27 protein-coding genes and 1 tRNA gene are annotated in these 24631 nt (G+C 62.1%); 25 read left to right on the top strand and 3 right to left on the bottom strand.

All coding sequences use genetic code 11. The features are described 5' to 3' along the window. Nucleotides 1–25 precede the first annotated feature (25 nt). The 9 genes from hisF to tatC all read left to right on the top strand — a co-directional run bounded on the left by hisF (nucleotide 26) and on the right by tatC (nucleotide 5284). Nucleotides 26–826: an imidazole glycerol phosphate synthase subunit HisF gene (gene hisF, locus KYG_RS12060; protein ID WP_008905179.1), complete on the top strand. Its 801-nt coding sequence runs from the start codon at nucleotides 26–28 to the stop codon at nucleotides 824–826. 117 nt (nucleotides 827–943) lie between these two features. Then, nucleotides 944–1342, top strand: a complete 399-nt coding sequence (hisI, locus tag KYG_RS12055) for a phosphoribosyl-AMP cyclohydrolase (protein ID WP_085942562.1) — start codon at nucleotides 944–946, stop codon at nucleotides 1340–1342. 20 nt (nucleotides 1343–1362) lie between these two features. Continuing rightward, entirely contained in the window at nucleotides 1363–1737 is a 375-nt protein-coding gene (locus tag KYG_RS12050; protein WP_034694368.1) for a phosphoribosyl-ATP diphosphatase, read from the top strand. Further along, nucleotides 1734–2120, top strand: a complete 387-nt coding sequence (locus tag KYG_RS12045) for a membrane protein (RefSeq protein ID WP_008905176.1) — start codon at nucleotides 1734–1736, stop codon at nucleotides 2118–2120. Before KYG_RS12050 ends, KYG_RS12045 begins: the two co-directional genes overlap by 4 nt. Next, on the top strand, nucleotides 2113–3162 hold the full coding sequence (locus tag KYG_RS12040; protein WP_008905175.1) for a patatin-like phospholipase family protein: 1050 nt from the start codon (nucleotides 2113–2115) through the stop codon (nucleotides 3160–3162). The genes KYG_RS12045 and KYG_RS12040 overlap by 8 nt, the downstream gene beginning before the upstream one ends. 60 nt (nucleotides 3163–3222) lie before the next feature. Next, complete coding sequence (locus KYG_RS12035) at nucleotides 3223–3579, top strand: histidine triad nucleotide-binding protein (protein WP_034694251.1); 357 nt, start codon at nucleotides 3223–3225, stop codon at nucleotides 3577–3579. Nucleotides 3580–3685: 106 nt separating this feature from the next. Beyond that, entirely contained in the window at nucleotides 3686–3922 is a 237-nt protein-coding gene (gene tatA, locus KYG_RS12030; protein WP_008905173.1) for a Sec-independent protein translocase subunit TatA, read from the top strand. Nucleotides 3923–3965: 43 nt separating this feature from the next. Further along, nucleotides 3966–4427: a Sec-independent protein translocase protein TatB gene (gene tatB / locus KYG_RS12025; protein ID WP_008905172.1), complete on the top strand. Its 462-nt coding sequence runs from the start codon at nucleotides 3966–3968 to the stop codon at nucleotides 4425–4427. Between the two features lie 62 nt (nucleotides 4428–4489). Further along, a complete protein-coding gene (gene tatC, locus KYG_RS12020; protein ID WP_008905171.1) occupies nucleotides 4490–5284 on the top strand; it encodes a twin-arginine translocase subunit TatC in 795 nt (264 codons plus the stop codon). 200 nt (nucleotides 5285–5484) lie between these two features. On the opposite strand, the gene KYG_RS12015 is transcribed toward tatC, so the two are convergent. Next, nucleotides 5485–6636, bottom strand: coding sequence for a trypsin-like peptidase domain-containing protein (locus KYG_RS12015; RefSeq protein ID WP_008905170.1), 1152 nt, complete (start codon nucleotides 6634–6636; stop codon nucleotides 5485–5487). A 269-nt stretch (nucleotides 6637–6905) separates the two neighbouring features. Here KYG_RS12015 and KYG_RS12010 point away from each other — a divergent pair, with 269 nt between their 5' ends. The 5 genes from KYG_RS12010 to pdxA all read left to right on the top strand — a co-directional run bounded on the left by KYG_RS12010 (nucleotide 6906) and on the right by pdxA (nucleotide 12711). After that, the gene (locus tag KYG_RS12010; RefSeq protein WP_008905168.1) at nucleotides 6906–8024 is read left to right on the top strand and encodes a TRAP transporter substrate-binding protein; all 1119 of its coding nucleotides are present in this window, start codon (nucleotides 6906–6908) and stop codon (nucleotides 8022–8024) included. Nucleotides 8025–8100: 76 nt separating this feature from the next. After that, complete coding sequence (locus tag KYG_RS12005; protein ID WP_008905167.1) at nucleotides 8101–8718, top strand: TRAP transporter small permease subunit; 618 nt, start codon at nucleotides 8101–8103, stop codon at nucleotides 8716–8718. Next, complete coding sequence (locus tag KYG_RS12000) at nucleotides 8718–10709, top strand: TRAP transporter large permease subunit (RefSeq protein WP_008905166.1); 1992 nt, start codon at nucleotides 8718–8720, stop codon at nucleotides 10707–10709. The genes KYG_RS12005 and KYG_RS12000 overlap by 1 nt, the downstream gene beginning before the upstream one ends. A gap of 116 nt (nucleotides 10710–10825) precedes the next feature. Further along, the gene (locus KYG_RS11995) at nucleotides 10826–11587 is read left to right on the top strand and encodes a Nif3-like dinuclear metal center hexameric protein (RefSeq protein WP_008905165.1); all 762 of its coding nucleotides are present in this window, start codon (nucleotides 10826–10828) and stop codon (nucleotides 11585–11587) included. A gap of 95 nt (nucleotides 11588–11682) precedes the next feature. Beyond that, nucleotides 11683–12711 carry a 4-hydroxythreonine-4-phosphate dehydrogenase PdxA gene (gene pdxA / locus KYG_RS11990; RefSeq protein ID WP_008905164.1) on the top strand — a complete coding sequence of 343 codons (1029 nt, stop codon included), beginning with the start codon at nucleotides 11683–11685 and terminating at the stop codon, nucleotides 12709–12711. Nucleotides 12712–12753: 42 nt separating this feature from the next. Here the strand turns inward: pdxA and mscL are convergent, their stop codons facing one another. Then, on the bottom strand, nucleotides 12754–13185 hold the full coding sequence (gene mscL / locus KYG_RS11985; RefSeq protein ID WP_008905163.1) for a large conductance mechanosensitive channel protein MscL: 432 nt from the start codon (nucleotides 13183–13185) through the stop codon (nucleotides 12754–12756). Nucleotides 13186–13330: 145 nt separating this feature from the next. Between mscL and petA the strand changes: the two genes are divergently transcribed. From petA to KYG_RS11955, 6 genes are all read left to right on the top strand, one after another. Beyond that, nucleotides 13331–13927 carry a ubiquinol-cytochrome c reductase iron-sulfur subunit gene (petA, locus tag KYG_RS11980; protein WP_034694248.1) on the top strand — a complete coding sequence of 199 codons (597 nt, stop codon included), beginning with the start codon at nucleotides 13331–13333 and terminating at the stop codon, nucleotides 13925–13927. Between the two features lie 11 nt (nucleotides 13928–13938). Next, nucleotides 13939–15351, top strand: a complete 1413-nt coding sequence (locus KYG_RS11975) for a cytochrome bc complex cytochrome b subunit (RefSeq protein ID WP_008905161.1) — start codon at nucleotides 13939–13941, stop codon at nucleotides 15349–15351. A gap of 18 nt (nucleotides 15352–15369) precedes the next feature. Then, nucleotides 15370–16128, top strand: a complete 759-nt coding sequence (locus KYG_RS11970) for a cytochrome c1 (protein WP_008905160.1) — start codon at nucleotides 15370–15372, stop codon at nucleotides 16126–16128. Nucleotides 16129–16237: 109 nt separating this feature from the next. Beyond that, the gene (locus tag KYG_RS11965) at nucleotides 16238–16849 is read left to right on the top strand and encodes a glutathione S-transferase N-terminal domain-containing protein (RefSeq protein ID WP_007854512.1); all 612 of its coding nucleotides are present in this window, start codon (nucleotides 16238–16240) and stop codon (nucleotides 16847–16849) included. Nucleotides 16850–16898: 49 nt separating this feature from the next. Further along, nucleotides 16899–17450 carry a ClpXP protease specificity-enhancing factor gene (locus tag KYG_RS11960; protein ID WP_008905159.1) on the top strand — a complete coding sequence of 184 codons (552 nt, stop codon included), beginning with the start codon at nucleotides 16899–16901 and terminating at the stop codon, nucleotides 17448–17450. A gap of 50 nt (nucleotides 17451–17500) precedes the next feature. Continuing rightward, nucleotides 17501–17576 (top strand) — tRNA-Thr (locus tag KYG_RS11955). 45 nt (nucleotides 17577–17621) lie between these two features. On the opposite strand, the gene KYG_RS11950 is transcribed toward KYG_RS11955, so the two are convergent. After that, entirely contained in the window at nucleotides 17622–17921 is a 300-nt protein-coding gene (locus KYG_RS11950) for a hypothetical protein (RefSeq protein ID WP_008905158.1), read from the bottom strand. On the opposite strand from KYG_RS11950, the gene KYG_RS11945 reads away from it, so the two are divergent. The 5 genes from KYG_RS11945 to KYG_RS11925 all read left to right on the top strand — a co-directional run bounded on the left by KYG_RS11945 (nucleotide 17920) and on the right by KYG_RS11925 (nucleotide 24543). After that, nucleotides 17920–18936, top strand: a complete 1017-nt coding sequence (locus KYG_RS11945; RefSeq protein WP_008905157.1) for a M23 family metallopeptidase — start codon at nucleotides 17920–17922, stop codon at nucleotides 18934–18936. The genes KYG_RS11950 and KYG_RS11945 overlap by 2 nt on opposite strands. 137 nt (nucleotides 18937–19073) lie before the next feature. Continuing rightward, nucleotides 19074–21827 (top strand): preprotein translocase subunit SecA, encoded by a 2754-nt coding sequence (gene secA / locus KYG_RS11940; RefSeq protein ID WP_008905156.1) that lies wholly within the window; start codon nucleotides 19074–19076, stop codon nucleotides 21825–21827. A gap of 94 nt (nucleotides 21828–21921) precedes the next feature. Further along, nucleotides 21922–23151, top strand: a complete 1230-nt coding sequence (gene argJ, locus KYG_RS11935; RefSeq protein ID WP_008905155.1) for a bifunctional glutamate N-acetyltransferase/amino-acid acetyltransferase ArgJ — start codon at nucleotides 21922–21924, stop codon at nucleotides 23149–23151. Nucleotides 23152–23207: 56 nt separating this feature from the next. Next, complete coding sequence (locus KYG_RS11930; protein WP_008905154.1) at nucleotides 23208–24080, top strand: ATP-binding protein; 873 nt, start codon at nucleotides 23208–23210, stop codon at nucleotides 24078–24080. Continuing rightward, on the top strand, nucleotides 24073–24543 hold the full coding sequence (locus KYG_RS11925) for an NUDIX domain-containing protein (RefSeq protein WP_050813849.1): 471 nt from the start codon (nucleotides 24073–24075) through the stop codon (nucleotides 24541–24543). The genes KYG_RS11930 and KYG_RS11925 overlap by 8 nt, the downstream gene beginning before the upstream one ends. Nucleotides 24544–24631: the final 88 nt, after the last annotated feature.

Raw genomic sequence — 24631 nt, 5'->3', positions numbered from 1 at the left:
CCGATTCGCCTGTAGAGCCTCATTCATGCTTGCAAAACGCATCATCCCCTGCCTTGACGTCACCGGAGGCCGCGTGGTCAAGGGCGTCAATTTTGTTGAACTGCGCGACGCGGGCGACCCGGTGGAGATCGCCTCGCGCTACAACGCCCAGGGCGCCGATGAACTCACGTTTCTGGACATCACCGCCACCAGCGACGGGCGCGATCTGATCCTGCACATCGTCGAAGCCGTGGCCAGCCAGGTGTTCATTCCGCTTACCGTGGGGGGCGGTGTGCGCACCGTCGACGACGTGCGCCGCCTGCTCAATGCCGGTGCAGACAAGACCAGCTTCAACTCGGCCGCCATTGCCAACCCCGATGTGATCAATGCCGCGTCGGCAAAGTACGGCGCGCAATGCATCGTGGTGGCCATCGACGCCAAGCGCCGCTCGGCCGAAGACGCCCTGCGCCTCGGTGTCAACGGCCAGCCCGTGGGCGCAGGCTGGGACGTATACAGCCACGGCGGCCGCAAGAACACGGGCCTGGACGCGGTTGCCTGGGCCACCGAGATGGCGCAGCGCGGCGCAGGGGAAATCCTGCTGACCAGCATGGACCGCGACGGCACCAAGGCGGGCTTTGACCTGGAGCTGACCCGCGCCGTGAGCGACGCCGTGAGCGTGCCCGTGATCGCCTCCGGCGGCGTGGGCCACCTCGACCACCTGGCCGACGGCATCCAGATCGGCGGCGCTGACGCGGTGCTGGCTGCCAGCATCTTTCACTATGGTGAATACACGGTGGGCCAGGCCAAGCAGCGCATGGCCGAACGCGGTATTCCCGTACGGATGTAGCGCCTCCAAAACACTATTTATTTGATAGCTGTCGGCGCTTTCCTGTAAAGCGCTGGAGCCGTGTTTGGTTTGAAATCTGGTTTCGCTTGACAGGACCTGTCACCCAAATCACGGACAATCCCGCCCATGAACTGGCTCAACGAAGTGAAATGGGACGCGCAGGGCCTGGTGCCCGTAATTGCGCAGGAGCAGGGTACGGGCGACGTGCTGATGTTTGCCTGGATGAACCGCGAGGCCCTTGCGAAGACGGCTGAGCTGGGCCGTGCCGTGTACTTCAGCCGATCGCGCAAGAAGCTGTGGTTCAAGGGCGAAGAGTCCGGCCACGTGCAAACGGTGCACGAAATCCGCCTCGATTGCGACAACGATGTGGTGCTGCTCAAGGTCACCCAACAGGGCCACGAGCCCGGCATTGCCTGCCACACGGGCCGCCACAGTTGCTTTTTCAGCGTTCTCAAGGACGGGGCCTGGCACGCGGTCGATCCGGTCTTGAAAGACCCGGAATCCATCTACAAGTAATGGCAATGGACGACAAGACCATGAGTTCCAACGATTCCCTGGCGCGCCTGGCCGCCGTCATCGAAAGCCGCAAGCCTGCCAATGGCGGCGATCCGGACAAGAGCTATGTCACCCGCCTTCTGCACAAGGGGCCGGACGCCTTCCTGAAAAAGATTGGCGAAGAAGCCACGGAAGTGGTGATGGCCGCCAAGGACGTGGACCACGGTGCCGACAGGTCCAAGCTGGTGTACGAAGTGGCCGACCTGTGGTTCCATTCCCTGGTGGCGCTCGCCCACTATGGCCTCACGCCTGCCGATGTACTGACCGAGCTGGAGCGCCGCGAGGGCACCAGCGGGATCGAGGAAAAAGCCTTGCGCAAGGCCGTTGCGCGTTCCACCGAGGAAGGGTCCGCATGAACGACATCATCGATGTGCAGAGCAAGGAGCAAAAGGCCCAGGGTCTCAAGAACATTGGCTGGATCAGCTATGTGCTGCACCTCATCGTGGCGGTGGGCGCCGTGCTGCCGGGCGCGCAGGCCAGCGCACTGCTGCTGGTCATTGCCCTGGTGATCGATCTGGTCAAACGCAGCGATGCCGAGGGCACCTGGCAGGCCAATCATTTTTCATGGCGTATCCGGTCCGTCATCTGGGCGGGCGTCCTGTACCTGGTAACGTTCCCGTTCTTCCTGCTGGGGTTGTTCCTCTTCAACCCTGCATGGATTCTGATTTCGATCTGGTTCCTGTACCGCATCGTGCGTGGCATGCTGGCCATGAGCAAGAACCAGGCGGTGGATGCCTGAGCCTGCTGCGCCATCGTTGCGGCGGCTGAACCTGGCCTTGCAGGGCGGCGGTTCCCACGGGGCGCTGACCTGGGGTGTGCTCGACGCCTTGCTGGAGGACGGCCAGTGGCAGTTTGACGGAGTGAGCGGCACCAGCGCTGGCGCCATGAACGCCGTGGCCCTGGCCCACGGCTTTGCCGCAGCGGCGCAGCAGAACAAAGACCCGCACGACGCGCATCTCGCGGGCTGCGCCATCGCCCGGGAAACGCTGACACGTCTTTGGGAAGGCGTGGGCACGCTGGGCAGTCTGATGTGGGGTTCGCCGCTGTCGGCCGCGAACCCGATGATGGGCATGATGCGCCAGTGGCTTTCGCCCTATCAGACGAACCCGCTCAACATCAACCCCTTGCGCCGCCTGCTGGAACGCGAGGTGGATTTCGACTTGCTGTGCGCCGCACACCGCGCAAGCGCCGCAGGCGGCGGGCCCAAGGTGTTTGTGTGTGCCACCAATGTGCGCACCGGGCGGGGGGAGATCTTCTCGGGGCCGCGGCTCAGTGCGGACGCGGTGATGGCCTCGGCCTGCCTGCCGCTGCTGTTCAAGGCAGTAGAGATCGACGGCCAGCACTACTGGGACGGCGGGTACTCGGGCAACCCGGCCTTGCACCCGCTGATCTACCAGACCGAGACCTCGGACATTCTGCTCGTGCAGATCAACCCCATCGAACATCTGGATCTCCCCCATTCGGGCCCCGAAATCATGGAGCGCATGAACGAGGTCACCTTCAACGCCAGCCTGCTGGCCGAACTGCGTGCCATCGAGTTCGTGCGCCGCCTGCTGGCCGAGGGCAAGCTAGACGCACGCCGCTACAAGAGCGTGCGCATGCACCGCATCGACGGCGGCGCCGTGCTGGCCCCTTTTGGCGCAGACAGCAAGACCCGCGCGGACATGGCGTTTGTGCGCAAGCTGTTTGAGCTGGGCCGCACGGCGGGGCAGAGCTGGCTGCAGGCGCACCGCCAGGACGTGGGCGTGCGGCCCACCATCAAGATCGCTGACAATGCGTGAGCCTTGGGTGGCCTCGCTGCCGCAACCGGCTTGTCGCCTTTCGTTTCTTCTCTCCTCACCATGCACGATCCGAACTGCCTCTTCTGCAAAATCATCGTGGGCCAGATTCCTTCGAAGAAGGTCTATGAAGATGAAGAAATTTTCGCCTTCCACGACATCCATCCCTGGGCGCCGGTGCACTTTTTGATGGTGCCCAAGCTGCATATCCCTTCGATGGCACAGGTCACCGCAGAACATGCGGGCGTTCTGGGGCGCATGATGGCGCTGGCGCCCCGGCTGGCCGTGGAACAAGGCTGCAACCCGTATCCGGAAGGTGGCTTTCGCATCGTGGTAAACACGGGGCTTGAAGGGGGGCAGGAGATCCATCATCTGCATGTGCATGTGATGGGTGGCCCGCGCCCTTGGCTCAAAGGCTGAACCAGGCTGACGGGTGGTGCAGGGAGATTCCCGCGGTTCTGAGGTGGCGGTGAACTCCTGTCACGCCCCCCGTCTAAAATGATTGCAATTCGTTAGGAGATATTCCATGGGCTCTTTTTCCATCTGGCACTGGCTGATCGTGCTGCTGATCGTCGTCATGGTGTTCGGCACCAAGAAGCTCAAGAACATGGGCTCCGATCTCGGAGGCGCCGTCAAGGGCTTCAAGGACGGCATGAAGGACGGATCCGCCGATACGCCTGCCACCCCCCCTGCCGGCCAGGTTGCTAACAGCCAGGCCGCTGACAAGACCACCATCGATGTCGAAGCCAAGCAAAAGAGCTGAGCGGGCCGCTGTGGCTTGCCTGTGCACGGTGTGCGCCTGACCGATGATTGATATTGGCCTCTCCAAGATGGCGCTGATCGGCGCGGTGGCTCTTATTGTCATCGGGCCGGAAAAGCTCCCGCGCGTGGCGCGTACTGTCGGCACACTCCTGGGCAAGGCCCAGCGCTATGTGGCCGACGTCAAGTCCGAGGTCAACCGGTCCATGGAGCTCGACGAGCTCAAGAAAATGAAGGACACGGTCGAGAACGCGGCGCGCGACGTGCAAAGCTCCATCCAGACCAGCGCCAGCGAATTTGAAAAAGACTGGGCCGAGGCCACTGATGGCGCCAGTGCCGCCCTGCAAGAGCCGACCGGCGTTGTGCCGGCCTACAAACACCCGGGCAAGAACTGGCGCCTCAAGCGCGGTGCGGTGCCGCAGTGGTACAAGGCGCGAAGCGGTGTGCGCACCAAGGCCCAGTCCGGTGCGGCCCGTGTGGCACGCTTTCGTCCCCGTAAATTCCACTGATGCGGCAGCCACCAGCGCTGCGCGTGCTGCCTGGGCGGCCCTGACGCCCACGAAAACCCAACATGTCCGAAACCCCTTCCAAAGAAGACGAGCTGGCCGGTAGCGAGCAGCCGTTCGTGCAGCACCTGATGGAGCTGCGCGACCGGATGGTCAAGGCCATCATTGCCATTGCCATTGCGGCGGCGATCCTGTTCTTCTTCCCCGGCCCTGGCGCGCTGTACGATTTTCTGGCGGCGCCGCTGGTGGCGCACCTGCCCAAAGGGGCGACCTTGATTGCCACGTCGGTGATCTCTCCGTTCATGGTGCCGCTCAAGATCCTGCTGATGTCTGCCTTCCTGCTGGCATTGCCTTTTGTGCTTTGGCAGGTGTGGGCCTTCGTGGCACCCGGTCTGTATTCGCATGAGAAAAAGCTGGTGCTGCCGCTGGTGATCTCCAGCACGTTGCTGTTTTTTGTGGGTGTGGCCTTCTGTTATTTCCTGGTGTTTGGCCAGGTGTTTGCCTTCATCCAGAGCTTTGCGCCCAAAAGCATCACCGCGGCGCCAGACATCGAGGCGTATCTGAGCTTCGTGCTGTCCATGTTCCTGGCCTTTGGTCTGGCGTTTGAGGTGCCGATCGCGGTGGTGGTTCTGGCGCGCATGGGCGTGGTCAGCGTGGAAAAGCTGCGCGAGTTTCGCGGTTACTTCATTGTTCTGGCATTCGTGATTGCCGCCATCGTCACGCCGCCGGACGTTGTCTCCCAGCTCTCGCTCGCGATCCCCATGTGCCTGCTGTATGAGGTGGGCATCTGGGCCGCGCAGATTTTCATCAAGCACACCAAAGCGCCCGAAGACCAGGAAGAGTCCGCATCGGCCTCCTGATCGGAATTTTCAAGTAAAAATGGCCTGCAGCGCTTGTGTGATAAGCGCTGACAGCTACATTAATAATAGCTAGCGCGCGCTGTGCGCCAAGAGCAAGGTGGCGTGTGTCCCGCCATGGGAACCTCCGCCGCTAATCCCCGGAAAAAAAGACGTGACGCGCCCCCGCGGCGCTTGCGAATCCGCAGGGGCTGCAGGGCGCGTTACCGCCGGATGTTGCGTTGGGGCCGGGGGCGCACCCCGGGGCTGATCTGAAGCTCCACCATCCTGTCGCCACGCTGCAGGTTGAAGGGGGCGGCAATCCCTGGCTTGAGGCCCGCCACGGCGGTCAGCAGTTCAGACACGTTGCCGACGTCCTTGCCCTGCACGCGCACGATCACATCGCCCGGGCGCATGCCCGCCAGCGCGGCGGGGCCGTCCTGCAGCACGCCGGTGATGATGACCCCTTGCGTGGCCTTCACGCCGAAGGTTTCGGCCAGCTCGGGTGAAAGTTCGTTGGGCTCCACGCCGATCCACCCGCGCGTGACCTGGCCGTCCTTCACGATGCCGTCCAGCACCATCCGGGCCGTGGAGACAGGGATTGCAAAGCCAATCCCCATGCTCCCGCCGGAGCGGGAATAGATGGCGGTGTTGATGCCCATGAGGTTGCCATTCACATCCACCAGCGCGCCGCCCGAATTGCCGGGGTTGATGGCGGCGTCCGTCTGGATGAAGTTCTCAAAGGTATTGATGCCCAGTTGCGTGCGGCCCAGCGCGCTCACAATGCCGCTCGTCACGGTCTGGCCCACGCCAAACGGATTGCCGATGGCCAGCACCTGATCGCCGACGGCGAGGGCATCGGAATTGCCCAGCACGATGACCGGAAGCTTGTCCAAGTCAATCTTGAGGATGGCCAGGTCCGTATCGGGGTCGGTGCCGATCACGGTGGCACGGGCGCGGCGGCTGTCGGTCAGCGTGACTTCAATTTCATCAGCGCCTTCCACCACGTGGTTGTTGGTAAGGATGTAGCCATCGGGGCTCACGATGACGCCGCTGCCCAGGCCCGCCTGGGCCTGCTGACCCTGGTCGCCAAAGAAGAACTGGAACCACGGGTCATTGCTGCGCGGGTGGCGCACCGCCTTGCTCGTGTTGATGCTGACCACGGCGGGAGAGGCCTGGCGGGCCGCGGCGCTGAAGCTGCCGGCAACCGGCTGCTGGCCGGGGCTGGCCGGAGGGGCCTCCAGCAGCGCGATGCCGGCGCCAGAGCGCGTGGCTGCCCCCCGCCCCAGCCAGCTGGGCTGCAGGGTTGCAACGACAAAGTAGGCTGCGACGAACACCGTCACGGCCTGCGAGAAGAGTAGCCAAATGCGCTTCATGGATGTGATGGACTCTGGAATGGGGCGTGGCACGCGCAGGTGCCAGGGCGGTCTGGCAACGATTGTCGCTGAACGGCCTGCGGTGCGTGGGCTTTGTGGTGGGGCTTTTGCGTCAGGGTTTTGTCAGATCTGGCTTCTTGAAATTTTTTACACCGTCGCTGCCGGTTTCGTCATACGTCGGATGGTGTAAACCCTGTAGGGCCGCAGCGGGCGATGCCGACAATGAAATCGCAACAACAGATTGCGTATCAACCCTTCCGGAGACATTCATGACGCATAGCAACACCCCGCGCCGTCGCAACCTGCTCAAGGGAGCCGCTGTCGCAGCGGGCGCCCTGAGCGCCCCCATGGTCGCCACGGCACAGACCACGACCAGCCTGCGCTTTCAGAGCACCTGGCCTGCGAAAGACATTTTTCACGAGTACGCACAAGACTTCGCGAAAAAGGTCAACGACATGGCCAGCGGGCGCCTGAAGATCGAGGTGTTGCCTGCAGGCGCAGTGGTGCCCGCGTTCCAGCTCCTCGAGGCGGTGGGCAAGGGCACGCTCGATGGCGGGCATGGCGTGGTGGCCTACCACTACGGCAAGAACTCGGCCCTGGCGCTGTGGGGCTCAGGCCCTGCGTTCGGCATGGATCCCAACATGGTGCTGGCCTGGCACAACTACGGCGGTGGCAAGGCACTACTGGAAGAAATCTACGCAAGCCTGAACCTGGATGTGGTGTCGTACCTGTACGGGCCCATGCCCTCGCAGCCACTGGGATGGTTCAAGAAGCCGATCGCCAAGGTCGAGGACATGAAGGGTGTGAAGTTCCGCACCGTGGGCCTGGCGGTGGACATGTTCACCGACATGGGTGCGGCCGTGAATCCGCTGCCCGGTGGCGAAATTGTGCCGGCACTTGACCGTGGCCTGATTGATGGCGCCGAGTTCAACAATGCCTCGTCCGACCGCGTGCTGGGCTTCCCTGACGTGGTCAAAAACTGCATGCTGCAGAGCTTCCACCAAAGCGGTGAGCAGTTTGAAATCCTGTTCAACAAGACCAAGCTCAATGCGCTGCCCGCCGAGCTCAAGGCCATCGTGGACTATGCCGTGCAGGCCGCCAGTGCCGACATGAGCTGGAAGGCGATCGAGCGCAATTCCAAGGACTATGAAGAGCTCAAGAAGCAGGGTGTCAAGTTCTACAAAACCCCGGATGCCATCTTGCGTGCCCAGCTGGCTGCGTGGGACAAGATCATCGCCAAGAAGGGTGGCGAAAACCCGCTGTTCAAGAAGATCCTGGATTCGCAAAAGGCATTCGCACAGCGTGCGGGCCAGTGGCAGAACGATTACATGGTGGACTTCAAGATGGCCTACAACCACTATTTCGGCAGGGGTGCCAAGAAGGGTTGAGCCACGTCAGTGAAACAGGGCGCCTGCAGGCAACGGCCTCAAGGCGCCTTTTTTTGTGTCCCGAGATAGACAAGTCATGCAAAAACTACTGCTCACCGTTGACCGGATCTCCACCTGGTTCGGCAAGGCCTGCGCCTGGAGTGTGGTCGGCCTTACTCTGCTGATCACCTGGGAGGTTTTCTCCCGGTATGTGCTGAACAAGCCACATGCGTGGGTGCTCGACGCCCAGATCATGCTGTATGGCGTGCTCTTCATGACCGCTGGTGCCTACACCCTGGCCAAAAGCGGTCATGTCCGGGGTGACGTGCTCTATGGCTTTTTTGCACCGCGCACGCAGGCCTGGGTCGATCTGATCCTGTACATCGTTTTCTTCCTGCCCGGCATCATTGCACTGACTTATGCCGGCTGGTACTTCTTTCAGGACTCTCTGGCCATGCGCGAGCAAACTTTCAATGCCGATCCGATTCCGGTGTATCCCTTCAAGTTTGTGGTTCCGCTGGCAGGGGCCTTCCTATTGCTGCAGGGCATCGTGGAAATCATCCGCTGCGTGATCTGCATCCAGACCGGGCAGTGGCCCCGGCGCGAGGAAGATGTGGAGGAGGTGGACGTCGACAAGCTCAAGCAGATGGTGCATGTCAAGGATTCCGACATTGACGCACTCGACCGCCTGGTGGTTCAGAAAGGTGGCCAGTGATGAAGATCCGCAAGGAACTGTATTTCGGCTTCACGCTGATGGCGCTGATCATCTTCGCGGCGCTTGCGATGGTGTTCAGCGTCGAGCGGATGACCAATGGCCACTACGGGCTGCTCATGCTGTCGCTGGTGGTGGTGGCCATCATGCTGGGGTTTCCCACCGCTTTTACCCTCATGGGCATGGGCATGCTGTTTGCATTCTTTGCCTACCACTCGGGGGACCAGACAGCGGCGGGGGCGCTCAAGCAGACGCTGGACCTCATGGTGCAGCGTGCTTTCTCGGTAATGGGCAACGATGTGCTCATCTCCATTCCACTGTTCGTGTTCATGGGCTACCTCGTCGAGCGTGCCAACCTCATCGAGAAGCTGTTTCGCAGCCTGCACCTTTCGCTGGCGCGGGTGCCCGGATCGCTCGGGGTGGCCACGCTGGTCACCTGTGCCGTGTTTGCGACGGCTACGGGCATTGTGGGGGCTGTGGTCACGCTGATGGGGTTGCTGGCCTTGCCACAGATGCTGCGCGCCGGTTATGACGTGCGCCTGTCGGCCGGCGTCATCACGGCCGGGGGTTGCCTGGGTATCCTGATTCCTCCGTCGGTGCTTCTCATCGTGTATGGCGCCACCGCGGGTGTGTCGGTCGTGCAGCTGTATGCGGGGGCGTTCTTTCCCGGGATCATGCTGGCGGGGCTGTACATCCTGTACGTGATCATCATGGCCAAGCTCAAGCCCGACTGGGCGCCGCCGCTCACGGCCGAGCAACGCGTCGTGCCGTTGCCGGCCGGTCTGCGGGCCATCGGCGCCACAGCGAACGGCTGGGCGCCGGGCAGCCTGGTCAACGCCCTCAAGGGCCGTCGCAACCAGGGGGTGTCCACGGGCTACCTGCTGGGACAGCTGGGCATTGCATTGCTGCCGGCGGTGCTCTTTGCGGTGGTCGCGGTCGCCAGCTACCAGAGCGCCACCCGCGTGGTGGTCGAAGAGGCGTATACCGAGCTGCAGGCGATGGGTGCGGGTTCGGAAGACGCCGCCACGTCGGGCTCCGGCCTGGCAGAGCCGGAAGGCTCCGGGCTGGCGGAACCACCCGCCGATGACGAGGTGGCCGAACCCGCCGGGGCCGATGCCGTGGCAGAGCCTCCGGGTGCTGAAGCGGCGGCCAACGATGCTGCCAATCCGGGCACCGAAGAGCCGCCTGCAGCAGCAGGGGTTGCAGGGAACAATGGGGATGCGCCCGCTGCCACCACCAAACCGGCGTCTACCGGGTTCTGGATCGGGCTGGGTGTGGGTGCCGTGGCGCTGGTGGTGTTCTACGCCATCCTGAGCTACGCGCGGCTGGAAGTCTTCAAGATGCTGCTGTCGAGCTTCTTCCCGTTGCTGATCCTGATCCTTGCCGTGCTGGGCTCCATTGTGTTTGGCCTGGCAACACCTACGGAGGCGGCAGCCGTGGGCGCCTTCGGCGGCTTTGTGCTGGCGGCGGCTTACCGGCAGCTCACCTTCAATGTGGTCAAGGAGTCCGTGTTTCTCACGGCCAAGACCAGCGCCATGGTCTGCTGGCTGTTTGTCGGCTCTGCGATTTTCTCGGCCGCCTTCGCGCTGCTGGGGGGGCAGGAGCTGGTCGAGCAGTGGGTGCTGGGCATGAACCTCACGAAGACGCAGTTCCTCGTGCTCTCCCAGGTCATCATCTTCATCCTCGGCTGGCCGCTGGAGTGGACGGAGATCATCGTGATCTTCATGCCCATCTTCATCCCGCTGCTGGACAACTTCGGGGTGGACCCGCTGTTCTTCGGGCTGCTGGTGGCTCTGAACCTGCAGACTGCCTTCCTGAGCCCGCCGGTGGCGATGAGCGCGTTCTATCTGAAAGGCGTTGCGCCCAAACACGTGACGCTGAACCAGATCTTTGCGGGTATGTTGCCGTTCATGGGTATTCAGGTTCTGGCCATTGTGCTGCTGTACCAGTTCCCGGCCATCGGCCTGTGGCTGCCGCAGGTGCTTTACCGGTAGCGCGGATGTGAGCCTTCCCTGGTGCTCGGGACACTAGCAGGCGGGCCAGGGCTCGCTGCGACGCCAAGGCGCCCTGGTGGCGCCTTTTTACATGGGGCGGCAGCGACAATACGGGCATGAGTATTTCCCGTACTGAACTTCTGCAGGCTTTCGATGGCCTGTTGCAACCCGAGCGCTTCAAGGACTACGGCCCCAACGGGCTGCAGGTGGAGGGCAAGCCCGAGATTGCGCATGTCGTGAGTGGCGTGACGGCCAGCCGCGCACTGATCGAAGCCGCCATTGCGGCCGGGGCTGATGCCATCTTTGTGCACCATGGCCTGTTTTGGCGCGGACAGGATGGCCGTGTGACGGGGTGGATGAAGCAACGGCTCCAGCTGCTGCTGGCGCATGACATCAATCTGTTCGCCTACCACCTGCCACTGGATGCCCACCCTGAGTTGGGCAACAACGCACAACTCGGCCGCGTCCTGGGGCTGGCTCCCGATGCGCGTTTCGGCGATCAGGATCTGGGCTTTGCCGCACCCGCCGCGTTTGCCAGCGGGCAGTCGCTCGCAGACCATGTTGCCAGGGCCCTGGGCCGCGCAGTGACATGGGTGCCACCCGACAGCGCTGGAGCGCAGAGGCCTATTCGCCGCGTAGCCTGGTGCACGGGTGGGGCGCAGGGGTATTTCGAGGCGGCAATTGCTGCGGGCGCAGATGTATTTGTGACCGGTGAAATTTCCGAACCCCAGGCGCACTTGGCGCGCGAGACGGGCGTCGGGTTCATTGCTGCAGGCCACCATGCGACCGAACGCTATGGCGCACCAGCGGTGGCGGCGCAGGTGGCCCATCAACTCGGCCTGGATCACCAGTTCATCGAGATCGACAACCCCGCCTGAGTGGGCCCTGTGCCACGTCGTTTGCTATTAATAATGTAGCTATTGGCGCTTATCCAGAAAGCGCTGGAGCCCGATTTTGCTTTGAAACAACCACCATGCAGCCCTTAGCCATCACCCAGGGAGACTCCGCAGGCATTGGCCCTGAAATCGTCGCCAAGGCATTTCGCGACGCGCCAGACGCTTTGCGGGGCTGTTTCGTGGTGGGCGATGTGGCCACACTGCGGCGTGCCGGGCAAGCCATCGTGCGGCCGGGCGTTCCGATGGTGCCTGTAGCGCTGATAGGGAGCCCTGCCGATGCGCTCGGTGTGCCTCCTCGATGTATCCCTGTCCTGCAGTTGCCGGGTATTGCGGGGCCACAGCCCTGGGGGGAGGTCAGCGCAGACGCTGGGCGGGCCGCTGCCGACTGCGTGATCTGGGCCGCGCGCGCTGCGCTGCACGGTGAAGTGGCGGGGCTGGTCACTGCCCCGCTGCATAAAGAAGCTTTGTCGGCAGCGGGGGTGGAGTTTCCGGGACACACCGAGTTGCTGCAGGCGGAGGCTGCTGCGCACCAGGGCGTGGGGCTGGCGCAGATGCCCGTGCGCATGATGCTCGCGAGCGATGAGCTGCGTACGGTGCTGGTCAGTATCCACATGTCGCTGCGCGATGCCATTGCTGCAGTCACGACGGACAACATCTTGGAGACGCTGCAGATCACGCACGCAGCCTTGGCCCGCAGTCTGGGCCGCGCGCCGCGCATCGCGGTGGCCGGGCTCAACCCCCATGCTGGAGAGGGGGGGCTGTTTGGCAGCGAAGAGATCGAAGTGATAGCCCCCGCGCTCAAGGCTGCGCGCGCACAGGGGCTGGATGTATACGGCCCTTTCGCACCCGATACGGTGTTCATGCGGTCTCGCCATGTACCTGGCCACGTGGGCGAATTTGACGTGGTCATTGCGATGTACCACGACCAGGGGTTGATTCCGGTCAAGTACCTGGGCGTGGACAAAGGGGTGAACGTGACGCTGGGCCTGCCTCTGGTTCGCACCAGTCCAGACCACGGCACTGCGTTTGACATCGCCGGACGCGGGGTGGCCGATGCCGCAAGCCTTGTGGAAGCCGTGCGCATGGCGCGTGCGCTTACGGCCTGAAAACGCGTGCCGCTGCCCGCTGGACATGCGGGCGCGAGAGGGCTATTTCTTCAGGCTGTCCCTGATTTCCCGCAGCAGAACAATGTCTTCCGGGGCGGCGGCGGGCGCTGCCGGGGCGGGCGGCGGGGCTTCACGCTTGAGGCGGTTGATCTGCTTGATCATCACAAAGATGATGAATGCCAGAATGAAGAAGTTGACAGCCACGGTCAGGAAGTTGCCATATGCAAACACCGGCACGCCAGCCTTCTTGAGGGCGTCCAGTGTCATGGCGGTGCCTGGTGGAACAGTGCCGAGCACCACGAAGAGGTTCGAAAAGTCGAGCTTGCCGAACACGAGTCCCACCACTGGCATGATCAGGTCGGACACCACCGAATCCACAATCTTGCCAAACGCGGCTCCGATGATCACGCCTACCGCAAGATCAATCACATTGCCCTTGACCGCAAACTCCCTGAACTCTTGCATCATCCCCATGTTGTACTCCTTGTTTAAATGGTGATGCCGGAGTATTGCCCGACTCCGCACACTGTCAAGCCAGTTCTTCACATTGAAATAACCATTTTCACTCCGCTACAATTCGCGGTTGACCCAACAATAGCGATGTTTACCGAGGATCCCCATGAGTGACACACCAGTCGACACCAGTAAAAGGACGTGGCTGATTGCGTCCGGATGTGCCGGTGCCGCTGGCGGAGTGGCCGTAGCAGTGCCTTTCGTCAGTAGTTTCCAGCCTTCGGAAAAAGCCAGAGCGGCCGGTGCCGCTGTGGAGGTGGATATCTCCACCTTGCAGCCCGGTGAAAAGCTGACCGTTGAATGGCGCGGCAAACCGGTGTGGATCCTCAAGCGCACCCCCCAGCAGCTCGAGTCTCTCGCTCAGACCGAGTCCCAGCTGGCCGATCCCAAGTCGGATCGCAATACGTACCCCACGCCGGAGTACGCCAAGAACCAGCATCGCTCGATCAAGCCCGAGGTGTTCGTGGGTGTTGGCATCTGCACCCATCTGGGCTGCTCGCCCGGGGACAAGTTTCAGACTGGTCCCCAGCCATCGCTGCCGGACGACTGGCACGGTGGATTCCTCTGCGCCTGCCATGGTTCCACGTTCGACGTGGCCGGCCGGGTCTTCAAAAACAAGCCGGCGCCTGACAACCTGGAAGTGCCGCCGCACATGTATCTGTCCGACACGGTGCTGTTGATCGGCGAAGACAAGAAGGCCTGAGGTATATCGACATGGCTGAATTCAAGGAAATCTCCCCCAACGCGTCGGCAGGCGCCAAGGTCACGAACTGGTTCGAGAACCGCTTCCCGACCGCGTTTGACGCCTATCGCGTGCACATGTCGGAGTACTACGCTCCGAAGAACTTCAACTTCTGGTACATCTTCGGCTCGCTGGCACTGGTGGTGCTGGTGATCCAGATCGTGACCGGCATCTTCCTGGTCATGCACTACAAGCCCGACGCCAACCTGGCGTTTGCTTCGGTCGAGTACATCATGCGTGATGTGCCCTGGGGCTGGCTGATCCGCTACATGCACTCCACAGGGGCCTCGGCCTTCTTTGTGGTGGTCTATCTGCACATGTTCCGGGGGCTCATCTACGGCAGCTACCGCAAGCCGCGCGAGTTGGTCTGGATTTTTGGCTGCGCCATCTTCCTGTGCCTGATGGCCGAGGCCTTCATGGGCTACCTGCTGCCCTGGGGCCAGATGTCGTACTGGGGCGCCCAGGTGATCGTGAACCTGTTTGCCGCCATTCCTTTCATCGGCCCCGATCTGGCCCTGTTGATCCGTGGCGACTTCGTGGTGGGTGATGCCACGCTGAACCGCTTCTTCAGCTTCCATGTGATCGCTGTGCCGCTGGTGCTGCTGGGTCTGGTGGTGGCCCACTTGCTGGCGCTGCACGACGTGGGTTCCAACAACCCCGATGGCGTGGAGATCAAGGGCCCCAAGGCGCCCAAGGATGCCAATGGCAAGCCGCTTGATGGCGTGCCGTTCCACCCCTACTACACGGTGCACGACATCTTCGCGCTGAGCATGTTCCTGATGGCGTTCACGGCCGTGGTGTTCTTCGCGCCCGAGTTTGGTGGCTACTTCCTGGAGTACAACAACTTCATCCCGGCTGACCCGCTGGTGACGCCGCTGCACATTGCGCCAGTCTGGTACTTCACGCCGTTCTACTCGATGCTGCGCGCGATCACCACGGAAATGATGTACGTGCTGGTCCTGTGTGTGGTTGCCGGTGCTGCTTTCGGGGTGTTCAAGGCCAAATTGCCGAGCTTCGTCAAGGCAGGCATTGTGGGCGCTGCGGCTGTCGCCATCGTGCTGATGCTGTCGATTGACGCCAAGTTCTGGGGCGTGGTGGTGATGGGTGGTGCCGTGATCATCCTGTTCTTCCTGCCCTGGCTGGACCACAGCCCGGTCAAGTCGATCCGTTACCGCCCCGACTGGCACAAGTACCTGTATGCCGTATTTGTGATCATCTTCCTGATCCTGGGCTATTTGGGTGTTCAGCCTCCTTCCCCCATTGGTGAGCGAGTGTCGCAGGTGGGTACGCTGTTCTATTTCGGGTTCTTCCTGCTGATGCCCTGGTGGAGCCGTATCGGCGAGCCGAAGCCCGTGCCTGACCGCGTGACCTTTGTGGCGCACTGAGCCCAGGAGAGAACAACAATGAAGAAAATCATCCTCACGCTGGTGGCCGCCCTGGGTTTTGCTGCCGGCTCTGCACTGGCCGCCGGCGGTGGCATTCCGCTGGACAAGGCGCCAGTCAAGACGAACGATCTGGCCTCCTTGCAAAATGGCGCCAAGGTATTCGTCAACTACTGCCTGAACTGCCACTCTGCAGCCTTCATGCGGTTCAATCGGCTCAAGGACATCGGATTGACCGACCAGCAGGTCAAGGACAACCTGCTGTTCACGACCGACAAGGTCGGCGAGACCATGAAGGCAGCCATTGACCCCAAACAGGCGAAGGCATGGTTCGGTGCCAATCCTCCCGACCTGACAGTGATTGCCCGTTCGCGGGCGGGTGCTGGCGGCTCGGGTGCTGACTACCTTTACACCTACCTGCGCACGTACTACCGTGACGACACCAAGCCCACAGGCTGGAACAACCTCGTGTTTCCCAACGTGGGAATGCCCCATGTGTTGTGGGAGTTGCAGGGCGACCGGCGTCCGGTCTTCGAGGAGCATGAAAGCCATGGTCACAAGACCCAGGTCTTCAAGGGTTGGGAACAGGTCAAGCCTGGCCTCATGACCCCGCTTCAGTATGACCAGACCGTGGGTGACCTGGTGAACTACATGCAGTGGATGGGCGAACCCGCGCAAAACACACGCAAGCGCGTGGGCGTCTGGGTGCTGATTTTCCTGGGCGTTTTCACCCTGATTGCCTGGAGGCTCAATGCGGCCTTCTGGAAGGACGTGAAGTAACACGCACAGAGCCGAACCAACGCAGGCACCCTTCACGGGGTGCCAATGGTTTTTTGCAGAGTGGGCGCTTTTGGCGTCCCACTCTTTTGATTTTTAGGAGCCTCCCACCATGATGGTGCTTTACTCGGGTACGACCTGTCCCTTCTCCCACCGCTGCCGTTTTGTCCTGTTCGAAAAAGGCATGGATTTTGAAATCCGCGATGTGGACCTGTACAACAAGCCCGAAGACATCAGTGTGATGAACCCCTATGGCCAGGTTCCGATTCTGGTCGAGCGCGATCTGATCCTGTATGAGTCGAACATCATCAACGAGTACATCGACGAGCGCTTCCCCCATCCCCAGCTGATGCCTGGCGACCCGGTGGATCGCGCGCGCGTGCGCCTGTTCCTGCTCAACTTCGAGAAGGAACTGTTCGTCCATGTGAACATCCTCGAATCGCGGGCCACGAAGGGCAACGAGAAGGCGCTGGAGAAGGCGCGTGCTCACATTCGTGACCGCCTGACGCAGCTCGCCCCCGTGTTCCTCAAGAACAAGTACATGCTGGGCGACAACTTCTCCATGCTGGATGTGGCGATCGCTCCATTGCTCTGGCGCCTTGACTACTACGGTATTGACCTGTCCAAGAACGCTGCCCCGCTGCTCAAGTATGCGGAACGCATCTTTTCGCGCCCGGCCTATATCGAAGCGCTGACGCCTTCAGAAAAGGTCATGCGCAAGTAATCTGCGGCCTGTCTCATACGTTTATCCACCGCAGCAGCCTAGAGCCCTCATGACCGCACAGGAATCGACCTCCACGCGCCCGTATCTCATCCGTGCCCTTTACGAGTGGTGCACCGACAATGGACTCACGCCCTATGTGGCGGTGCGCGTGGACGATTCCGTACAGGTGCCGCGTGAGTATGTGAAGGACGGTGAGATCGTTCTGAACATCAGTTTTGATGCGACCAGTGCATTGCAGCTGGGCAACGATTTCATCGAGTTCAAGGCCCGGTTTGGCGGCAAGCCGCGTGAGATCCTTGTGCCGGTCGGGCGGGTGATCGCCATCTATGCCCGTGAGAACGGACAAGGCATGGCTTTTCCGCCCCCTGTGGACGTGCTCGGCGGAGGTGCCGTTCCCGGGGCCATTGCGCCAACGCTGCCGGAAGTGGTGTCCCCTGGAGATGCTGTCGCAGCCGGCGGTGCGCCCGCAGTTGTCGATGAACGTGTGGTCCAGCTGGTGTCTACGGATGATGGCGCGAAGGGTGGCGACGAGGGCGGCGACGCGCCGCGGCCACCGCCTGCGTCGGGCGGCGCACGACCCGCGCTGAAGCGTGTGAAATAAGCGCGTTTTGTTCTTTTGTGCTGCTTTTTCCACGATAAAATGCAGCCTGCGCCGGTTTAGCTCAGTTGGTAGAGCACCCGCCTTGTAAGCGGTAGGTCGTCAGTTCGATTCCGACAACCGGCACCATGTCTCTTGTTTTCTTCAGCGTTCCCAAGGTTCTGACCCCTGCCCTCAGGTTTGAACTTTCAGGCGAATCGCGTTAACCTCCCACCCCCGGCTGCGTAAATGTGCCTGTAAAGCAGGCAGCAGCTGGCGTATTTTCGCCGCCGCAGCATTGCTTTTGACCAGAAGGCACCAGCAGTCTCCGTCAATGGGGCCTGCCTGCAAGGCGGGGCGCAAAGTGGCGGGAATCAGCATTTCAATGGCTTTGAGCCGTTCACTCGAGTCACGCGTCAGCGCTGTGAGCTTGGCCAGCGTGGGAGATTCCTCGCTGGCTTGCTGCAGGGTGACTGCGTAGTGGCGGCGGTTCATGGTGTGCGTCTTCGGGCGTGGAGAATTCGTAGTGCATCTGATTATCACGGACGCCCGGCTGGCCAAGAGCCGGGCCATTCATTTGTCCGGCACACGCTTGGTGCTCGTGGCTTTGATGCTATCGCTGTGCCTGATGCTGATGGCGGTTACGCTGTATCACTGGGTATTTCTGAAGGGGGCGCGGGAAGGGTGGCCCGTGGTGGGCTCCCTGGTGCGGCTGGTGGTCAAGGACGAGTTCGCGGAGCGGGATCGCTTCATGCGTGCCAATCTGGATGCGATGGCCCGTCGCGTCGGCGAGATGCAGGCCCGGATGGTTCAGCTGGAATCGCTGGGTGATCGCGTGCTCGGGCTTGCGGGTATGGCGCCCGCTGACATTCCCAAAGCCGAGGGCCGGGGTGGTGTGCTGGTTGGGGCGCGTAACCTGTCGATGGAGGAGCTCCAGGCGACGCTGGACGAACTGGAGCACCTGACCCACCAGCGTGTGGACTTGATGACGGTGCTGGAGTCCCGTCTTTTCGATCAGCATATCCGCAAGAAGATGGTTCCGACGCAGCCCCCCGTGCCGGGTCGAAATGCGGGTTCAGCCTTCGGCTGGCGGGTGGATCCCATTACCGGTCAGTCCGCCCTGCACACGGGCCTGGACTTTCAGGCAGAGACGGGTACCCCGATCCTGGCTGCAGCCGGAGGGGTGGTGGTGACGCAGGAGTACCACCCTGCCTATGGAAACATGCTGGAAGTGGACCACGGCAACCAGCTGATCACACGTTATGCCCATGCCTCGCGGACGCTGGTCAAGCAGGGTGACATCGTTCGCCGGGGCCAGAAAATCGCCGAGGTGGGCACCACGGGCCGTTCTACAGGGCCCCACCTTCATTTCGAGGTGCTGGTACAAGGCGTTTTCCAGGACCCACAAAAATTTCTCACTGCTGGCGGCGCGACACCCGGTGCGCAGGTGGCGTCTGTTCAGCCGCCAACATCGGATGCCCCTGCAACTATGCCCGCAGCGGGCAGGTAAAATCGCCGGTCCGGTCCACAGGTTACCGGATTGCAGTGCTTGCAATCCGTGGCGTTGGACCCACCTGAACTCAATTCATCTAAGGGATTTCGGTCGCCTCAAGCGCTGTTCGCAGCGGTGCAGGCGGTCCTGTTCGCATGGCCACCAACTTCCTCACCAAACTATTCGGCAGCCGCAACGACCGGCTCCTCAAGCAGTACCGCAAGACGGTGAACCGCATCAATGCGATGGAGCCCGAGTACGAGAAGCTGTCGGACGAACAGCTCCGCGCCAAGACGCAGGAGTTCAAGGATCGTGTGGGCAAGGGCGAGTCGCTGGATGACATCCTGCCCGAAGCCTTTGCGGTGGTGCGCGAGGGCTCCAAGCGCATCATGAAGATGCGGCACTTCGATGTGCAGTTGCTCGGCGGCATGGCGTTGCACTTCGGCAAGATCGCCGAGATGCGCACCGGTGAAGGCAAAACCCTGACCGCCACGCTGCCGGTGTACCTCAATGCGCTGTCCGGCAAAGGCGTGCATGTGGTCACCGTGAATGACTACCTGGCCAACCGCGATGCGCAGTGGATGGGGCGGCTGTACAACTTCCTGGGCCTCACGGTGGGTATCAACCTGCCCAACATGCCTCGCGAGCAAAAACAGGAGGCCTACCGCTCCGACATCACCTACGGCACGAACAACGAATACGGGTTCGACTATCTGCGTGACAACATGGTGTACGAAGGTCGCGACCGCGTGCAGCAGGGGCTGAACTTTGCCATCGTTGATGAGGTGGACTCCATCCTGATCGACGAAGCCCGCACGCCGCTCATCATCAGCGGACAGGCGGAAGACCACACGGCGATGTACATCGCCATGAACAAGGTAGTGCCGCTGCTGGTGCGCCAAGAGGGCGAAGCGGACCCGCGAACGGGCGAAGGCGTGACCAAGCCCGGAGACTTCACCGTCGATGAGAAGACACACCAGGTGTTCCTGACGGAGCAGGGCCATGAAAGCGCCGAGCGCATCCTGGCCAGCCAGGGCCTGATTGCCGAAGGCGCCTCGGTGTACGACCCGGCCAACATCACGCTGATGCACCACCTGTACGCAGCACTGCGTGCCAACCATCTCTACCACCGCGACCAGCACTACGTGGTGCAAAACGGCGAGATCGTGATCGTGGACGAGTTCACCGGCCGCCTGATGTCGGGCCGCCGCTGGAGCGAAGGCCTGCACCAGGCTGTGGAAGCCAAGGAAGGCGTGAACATCCAGGCCGAGAACCAGACCCTGGCTTCGATCACCTTCCAGAACTATTTCCGTCTGTACAACAAGCTCGCCGGCATGACCGGCACGGCCGATACCGAAGCCTACGAATTCCAGGAAATCTATGGCCTGGAAACCGTGGTCATCCCACCCAACCGCCCGAGCAAGCGCGATGACCAGCTCGACCGCGTCTATAAGACCACGCGTGAGAAGTACGAAGCTGCGATCAAGGACATCCGCGAGTGCCACGAGCGCGGCCAGCCCGTGCTGGTGGGCACCACGTCGATCGAAAACTCCGAGATCATCGACCAGTTGCTGATCAAGGAAGGCCTGCCGCACCAGGTGCTGAACGCCAAGCAGCATGCGCGTGAAGCCGACATCGTGGCCCAGGCGGGGCGCGAGGGCATGATCACCATCGCCACCAACATGGCGGGCCGGGGCACGGACATCGTGCTGGGCGGCAACATCGAGAAGGATGTGGCGGCCATCGAAGCGGACGAGTCCTTGTCGGAAGCCCAGCGCACCGCCAAGGTGGAGGCTCTGCGCGAACAATGGAAGATCGACCACGAGAAGGTCAAGGCTCTGGGTGGCTTGCGCATCATCGCCACCGAGCGCCACGAATCCCGCCGCATCGACAATCAGCTGCGCGGCCGTTCGGGCCGTCAGGGTGACCCCGGCTCCTCGCGTTTCTATCTGGGCCTGGACGATGCACTGATGCGCATCTTCGCGGGCGACCGCGTCCGGGCGATCATGGACCGCCTGAAGATGCCCGATGGCGAGGCCATCGAAGCCGGCATCGTCACGCGCAGCATCGAGTCCGCCCAGCGCAAGGTGGAAGCGCGCAACTTCGACATCCGCAAGCAGTTGCTCGAATACGACGATGTGTCCAACGACCAGCGCAAGGTGATCTACCAGCAGCGCAACGACATCCTCGATGCTGCCGACCTGTCGGACGTGATCGCCGCCATGCGCGAGGACTGCATGACCGATCTGGTGCGCCAGTATGTGCCCGCCGAATCGGTGGAAGAGCAGTGGGACCTCGCTGGCCTCGAAAAAGTGCTGGCCGACGAATGGCAGGTGTCGATTGCACTGCAGCAGATGGTGCAGGGCGCCAGTGCCATCACCGACGATGAAATCCTGGAGAAGGTGCTGGCCGCAGCCCATGCTTCGTTTGACGCCAAGGTGGCGCAGGTTGGGCGCGAGAACTTCACGCAGTTCGAGCGCATGGTGCTGCTGCAGAGTTTTGACTCCAACTGGCGCGACCACCTCTCCGCGCTGGACTATCTGCGCCAGGGTATCCACCTGCGAGGCTATGCGCAAAAGCAGCCCAAGCAGGAGTACAAGCGCGAGGCCTTCGAGCTGTTCCGCCAGCTGATCGACCAGGTCAAGAACGAAGTCACCAAGATCCTCATGACCGTGCAGGTGCAGTCGCAGGAGCAACTCGACCAGGCCGCGCAAGAGATGGAAAACCGTGGCGAAAGCATTGCCAATGTGACCTACACCGCGCCGACCGAAACAGGTGAGGTCGAGAGCACGGTGGATGCCCAGACCGTGGGCCAAGCCCTGCCAGAAGGTGTCCGCGTGGGCCGCAACGACCCGTGCCCCTGTGGCAGCGGCAAGAAGTACAAGCAGTGCCACGGCAAACTCGCCTGATTTTCTGATCCACACAACACGGGCTTCGGCCCGTGTTTTCATTGGCGCGCCACGTTATCCGGATAATCGGCCGCAGTTTTTCACAAGGACCTCCATGCCCGTCAATCTCGTCGCTCCCTTTGCCGCCGATCTGCACCCGATTGCCGGAGTGCGCATCGGCGTTGCCGAAGCCGGTGTCCGAAAGGCCAACCGCAAGGATCTCACCGTGTTCCTGCTGGACGAAGGTGCCAGCGTGGCGGGTGTGTTCACGCAAAACCGCTTTTGCGCCGCGCCTGTGCAGATCAGCCGCGATCACCTGGCCAGCGGGCAGCCCATCCGCGCCATGCTGATCAACACCGGCAATGCCAACGCTGGCACGGGCGCGGATGGCCTGGCGCGTGCGCGCGCCACCTGCGTGGCCCTCGCGCGCCAGCTCAGCGTGGCGCCCGAGCAGATCCTGCCGTTCTCCACCGGCGTGATCATGGAGCCGCTGCCCAATGACCGCATCGAGGCAGGCTTGCCCGCTGCGATTGCCGATGCCCAGCCCGGCCACTGGGCCCGCGCCGCAGAAGGCATCATGACCACGGACACCTTGCCCAAGGCCTTCTCGGCCCAAGTGCAGATTGGTGGTGCCACCGTGTCCATCACCGGCATCAGCAAAGGGGCGGGCATGATCCGGCCCAACATGGCCACCATGCTCGGCTTCATGGCCACGGACGCTTGCGTGGCCCCTGCCGTCATGCAGCAGCTGGCCCGCGAACTGGCCGATGGCTCGTTCAACCGCGTCACCATCGATGGCGACACCTCCACCAACGATTCGTTTGTGGTGGTGGCGACCAACAAGGCCGCGCATGCGCCCATTACGTCTCTGGCAAGCGCCGAGGGCCAGGCCCTCAAGGCCGCCATGCTGGCGGTATCGCAGAAGCTCGCCCAGGCCATCGTGCGCGACGGCGAGGGCGCTACCAAGTTCATCACCGTGCAGGTAGAAGGCGGCAAGACCGGCGAAGAGTGCCGCAAGGTGGCCTACGCCATCGCCCACTCGCCGCTGGTAAAAACCGCGTTCTATGCCAGCGACCCGAACCTGGGCCGCATCCTCGCGGCCGTGGGCTACGCGGGCATTGATGATCTCGACCAGACCGGGATCGATCTCTACCTGGACGACGTACACGTGGCCATTCAGGGCGGACGCAACCCCGCCTACCGCGAGGAAGACGGCCAGCGCGTGATGAAGCAAAGCGAGATTACGGTGCGTGTGCTGCTGGGCCGTGGTGATGCCTCCGACACGGTGTGGACCTGTGATTTCAGCCACGACTACGTCACCATCAATGCAGACTATCGCTCGTGAAATTGCTATGTATTTAATAGCTATTTGCGCTTTATGCATAAGCGCTAGAGCCTGAAATGAATCAAAAAATTGAACATCTGATCGAGCGGGCCGAGCAACTGATCGCCCGCATCGAGTCTGTGCTGCCCCAGCCCCTCGGGGCGCCGGACTGGTCTTTGTCCATTGCCTGGCGTTACCGCAAGCGCAGCAGTGGCCACGGCACCCTGGAGCCCGTGCGCCATGTGGCTGCGATGCAGCTGGCGGATCTCAAAGAAATCGACGGGCAAAAGGAAAAGATCCAGCGCAACACCGAGCAGTTTTTGCTGGGCAAGCCCGCCAACAACGTGCTGCTGACCGGTGCACGTGGTACCGGCAAGTCATCGCTCATCAAGGCCTGCCTGAATGCCTACGCGGGGCAGGGTCTGCGGCTGATCGAAGTGGACAAGGCGGACCTGGTCGACCTGCCGGATATCGTGGATGTGGTGGCCGAGCGGCCCGAGAAATTCATCATCTTCAGTGATGACCTGAGCTTTGAAGACGGCGAGCCCGGCTACAAGGCACTCAAGTCGATCCTGGATGGATCGGTGGCCGCCGCCACGCCCAATGTGCTGATCTACGCCACCAGCAACCGGCGCCACCTGTTGCCCGAATACATGGCTGAAAACCTCACCTACACCCACACCGCAGATGGCGAAGTGCACCCCGGTGAAGTGGTGGAGGAGAAGATTTCGCTGTCAGAGCGGTTTGGGCTGTGGGTGAGCTTCTACCCCTTCAGCCAGGAGGAGTACCTGACCATCGTCGCCCAGTGGCTGGCATCCTTCGGGGCCTCTGCCGCCGCAATTGCGGCGGCACGGCCCGAGGCGCTCGTCTGGGCGCTGGAGCGCGGCTCGCGCAGCGGCCGTGTGGCCTACCAGTTTGCGCGTGACTATGCGGGGCGCCACGATGGCTGATCCTGTGGCCGTGTCCGAAGATGCACCTGCAACACCCGCCGCGACCACGGCGCGCCAGCACACCGAGGTGGCCGTGGGCATCTTGCTGCGTGCCGATGGCGCGATGCTGCTCTCTACACGCCCGCCGGGCAAGCCTTATGCGGGGTACTGGGAGTTTCCGGGTGGCAAGCTCGAAGTCGGCGAGACGGTGGAGCAGGCGCTGCGCAGAGAGCTGGTGGAGGAGCTGGGGGTGACCATTGGCGCTGCCAGTGTCTGGAAAGTCACCGAACACGACTACCCACATGCCCTGGTGCGCCTGCACTGGTGCAAGGTGCGGGAATGGACGGGCGAGTTCGAAATGCGCGAAGGGCAGACCATGGAGTGGCAGCAGATGCCGCTGACTGTGTCACCGGTGTTGCCCGGCGCGTATCCGGTGCTGCAATGGCTCGCAGCAGAGCGCGGCTTGGAATATTCCCCGGAGTAAGGGTCGTTTTGCTACTAAATTAGTAGCTACTCGCGCTTTACTGGTAAGCGTTGGAGCCCAATTTCGCTTGAAATACGGTGGAGCAACC

Origin of the sequence: Acidovorax sp. NO-1, assembly GCF_000238595.1 — a bacterium.
Taxonomy (GTDB): Bacteria; Pseudomonadota; Gammaproteobacteria; order Burkholderiales; family Burkholderiaceae_C; genus Acidovorax.
Note: the sequence above shows the minus strand (reverse complement) of the source record. Positions and strands in the feature narration are given on the sequence as shown.

What these genes read in the sequence shown, in the direction of transcription:
- hisF (WP_008905179.1), top strand. Translation starts at nt 26, where the DNA reads ATGCTTGCAAAACGCATCATCCCCTGCCTTGACGTCACCGGAGGCCGC.
- KYG_RS12050 (WP_034694368.1), top strand. Translation starts at nt 1,363, where the DNA reads ATGAGTTCCAACGATTCCCTGGCGCGCCTGGCCGCCGTCATCGAAAGC.
- KYG_RS12045 (WP_008905176.1), top strand. Translation starts at nt 1,734, where the DNA reads ATGAACGACATCATCGATGTGCAGAGCAAGGAGCAAAAGGCCCAGGGT.
- KYG_RS12040 (WP_008905175.1), top strand. Translation starts at nt 2,113, where the DNA reads ATGCCTGAGCCTGCTGCGCCATCGTTGCGGCGGCTGAACCTGGCCTTG.
- KYG_RS12035 (WP_034694251.1), top strand. Translation starts at nt 3,223, where the DNA reads ATGCACGATCCGAACTGCCTCTTCTGCAAAATCATCGTGGGCCAGATT.
- tatA (WP_008905173.1), top strand. Translation starts at nt 3,686, where the DNA reads ATGGGCTCTTTTTCCATCTGGCACTGGCTGATCGTGCTGCTGATCGTC.
- tatB (WP_008905172.1), top strand. Translation starts at nt 3,966, where the DNA reads ATGATTGATATTGGCCTCTCCAAGATGGCGCTGATCGGCGCGGTGGCT.
- tatC (WP_008905171.1), top strand. Translation starts at nt 4,490, where the DNA reads ATGTCCGAAACCCCTTCCAAAGAAGACGAGCTGGCCGGTAGCGAGCAG.
- KYG_RS12015 (WP_008905170.1), bottom strand. Translation starts at nt 6,636, where the DNA reads ATGAAGCGCATTTGGCTACTCTTCTCGCAGGCCGTGACGGTGTTCGTC.
- KYG_RS12010 (WP_008905168.1), top strand. Translation starts at nt 6,906, where the DNA reads ATGACGCATAGCAACACCCCGCGCCGTCGCAACCTGCTCAAGGGAGCC.
- KYG_RS12005 (WP_008905167.1), top strand. Translation starts at nt 8,101, where the DNA reads ATGCAAAAACTACTGCTCACCGTTGACCGGATCTCCACCTGGTTCGGC.
- KYG_RS12000 (WP_008905166.1), top strand. Translation starts at nt 8,718, where the DNA reads ATGAAGATCCGCAAGGAACTGTATTTCGGCTTCACGCTGATGGCGCTG.
- KYG_RS11995 (WP_008905165.1), top strand. Translation starts at nt 10,826, where the DNA reads ATGAGTATTTCCCGTACTGAACTTCTGCAGGCTTTCGATGGCCTGTTG.
- pdxA (WP_008905164.1), top strand. Translation starts at nt 11,683, where the DNA reads ATGCAGCCCTTAGCCATCACCCAGGGAGACTCCGCAGGCATTGGCCCT.
- mscL (WP_008905163.1), bottom strand. Translation starts at nt 13,185, where the DNA reads ATGGGGATGATGCAAGAGTTCAGGGAGTTTGCGGTCAAGGGCAATGTG.
- petA (WP_034694248.1), top strand. Translation starts at nt 13,331, where the DNA reads ATGAGTGACACACCAGTCGACACCAGTAAAAGGACGTGGCTGATTGCG.
- KYG_RS11975 (WP_008905161.1), top strand. Translation starts at nt 13,939, where the DNA reads ATGGCTGAATTCAAGGAAATCTCCCCCAACGCGTCGGCAGGCGCCAAG.
- KYG_RS11970 (WP_008905160.1), top strand. Translation starts at nt 15,370, where the DNA reads ATGAAGAAAATCATCCTCACGCTGGTGGCCGCCCTGGGTTTTGCTGCC.
- KYG_RS11965 (WP_007854512.1), top strand. Translation starts at nt 16,238, where the DNA reads ATGATGGTGCTTTACTCGGGTACGACCTGTCCCTTCTCCCACCGCTGC.
- KYG_RS11960 (WP_008905159.1), top strand. Translation starts at nt 16,899, where the DNA reads ATGACCGCACAGGAATCGACCTCCACGCGCCCGTATCTCATCCGTGCC.
- KYG_RS11945 (WP_008905157.1), top strand. Translation starts at nt 17,920, where the DNA reads ATGGTGTGCGTCTTCGGGCGTGGAGAATTCGTAGTGCATCTGATTATC.
- KYG_RS11950 (WP_008905158.1), bottom strand. Translation starts at nt 17,921, where the DNA reads ATGAACCGCCGCCACTACGCAGTCACCCTGCAGCAAGCCAGCGAGGAA.
- secA (WP_008905156.1), top strand. Translation starts at nt 19,074, where the DNA reads ATGGCCACCAACTTCCTCACCAAACTATTCGGCAGCCGCAACGACCGG.
- argJ (WP_008905155.1), top strand. Translation starts at nt 21,922, where the DNA reads ATGCCCGTCAATCTCGTCGCTCCCTTTGCCGCCGATCTGCACCCGATT.
- KYG_RS11930 (WP_008905154.1), top strand. Translation starts at nt 23,208, where the DNA reads ATGAATCAAAAAATTGAACATCTGATCGAGCGGGCCGAGCAACTGATC.
- KYG_RS11925 (WP_050813849.1), top strand. Translation starts at nt 24,073, where the DNA reads ATGGCTGATCCTGTGGCCGTGTCCGAAGATGCACCTGCAACACCCGCC.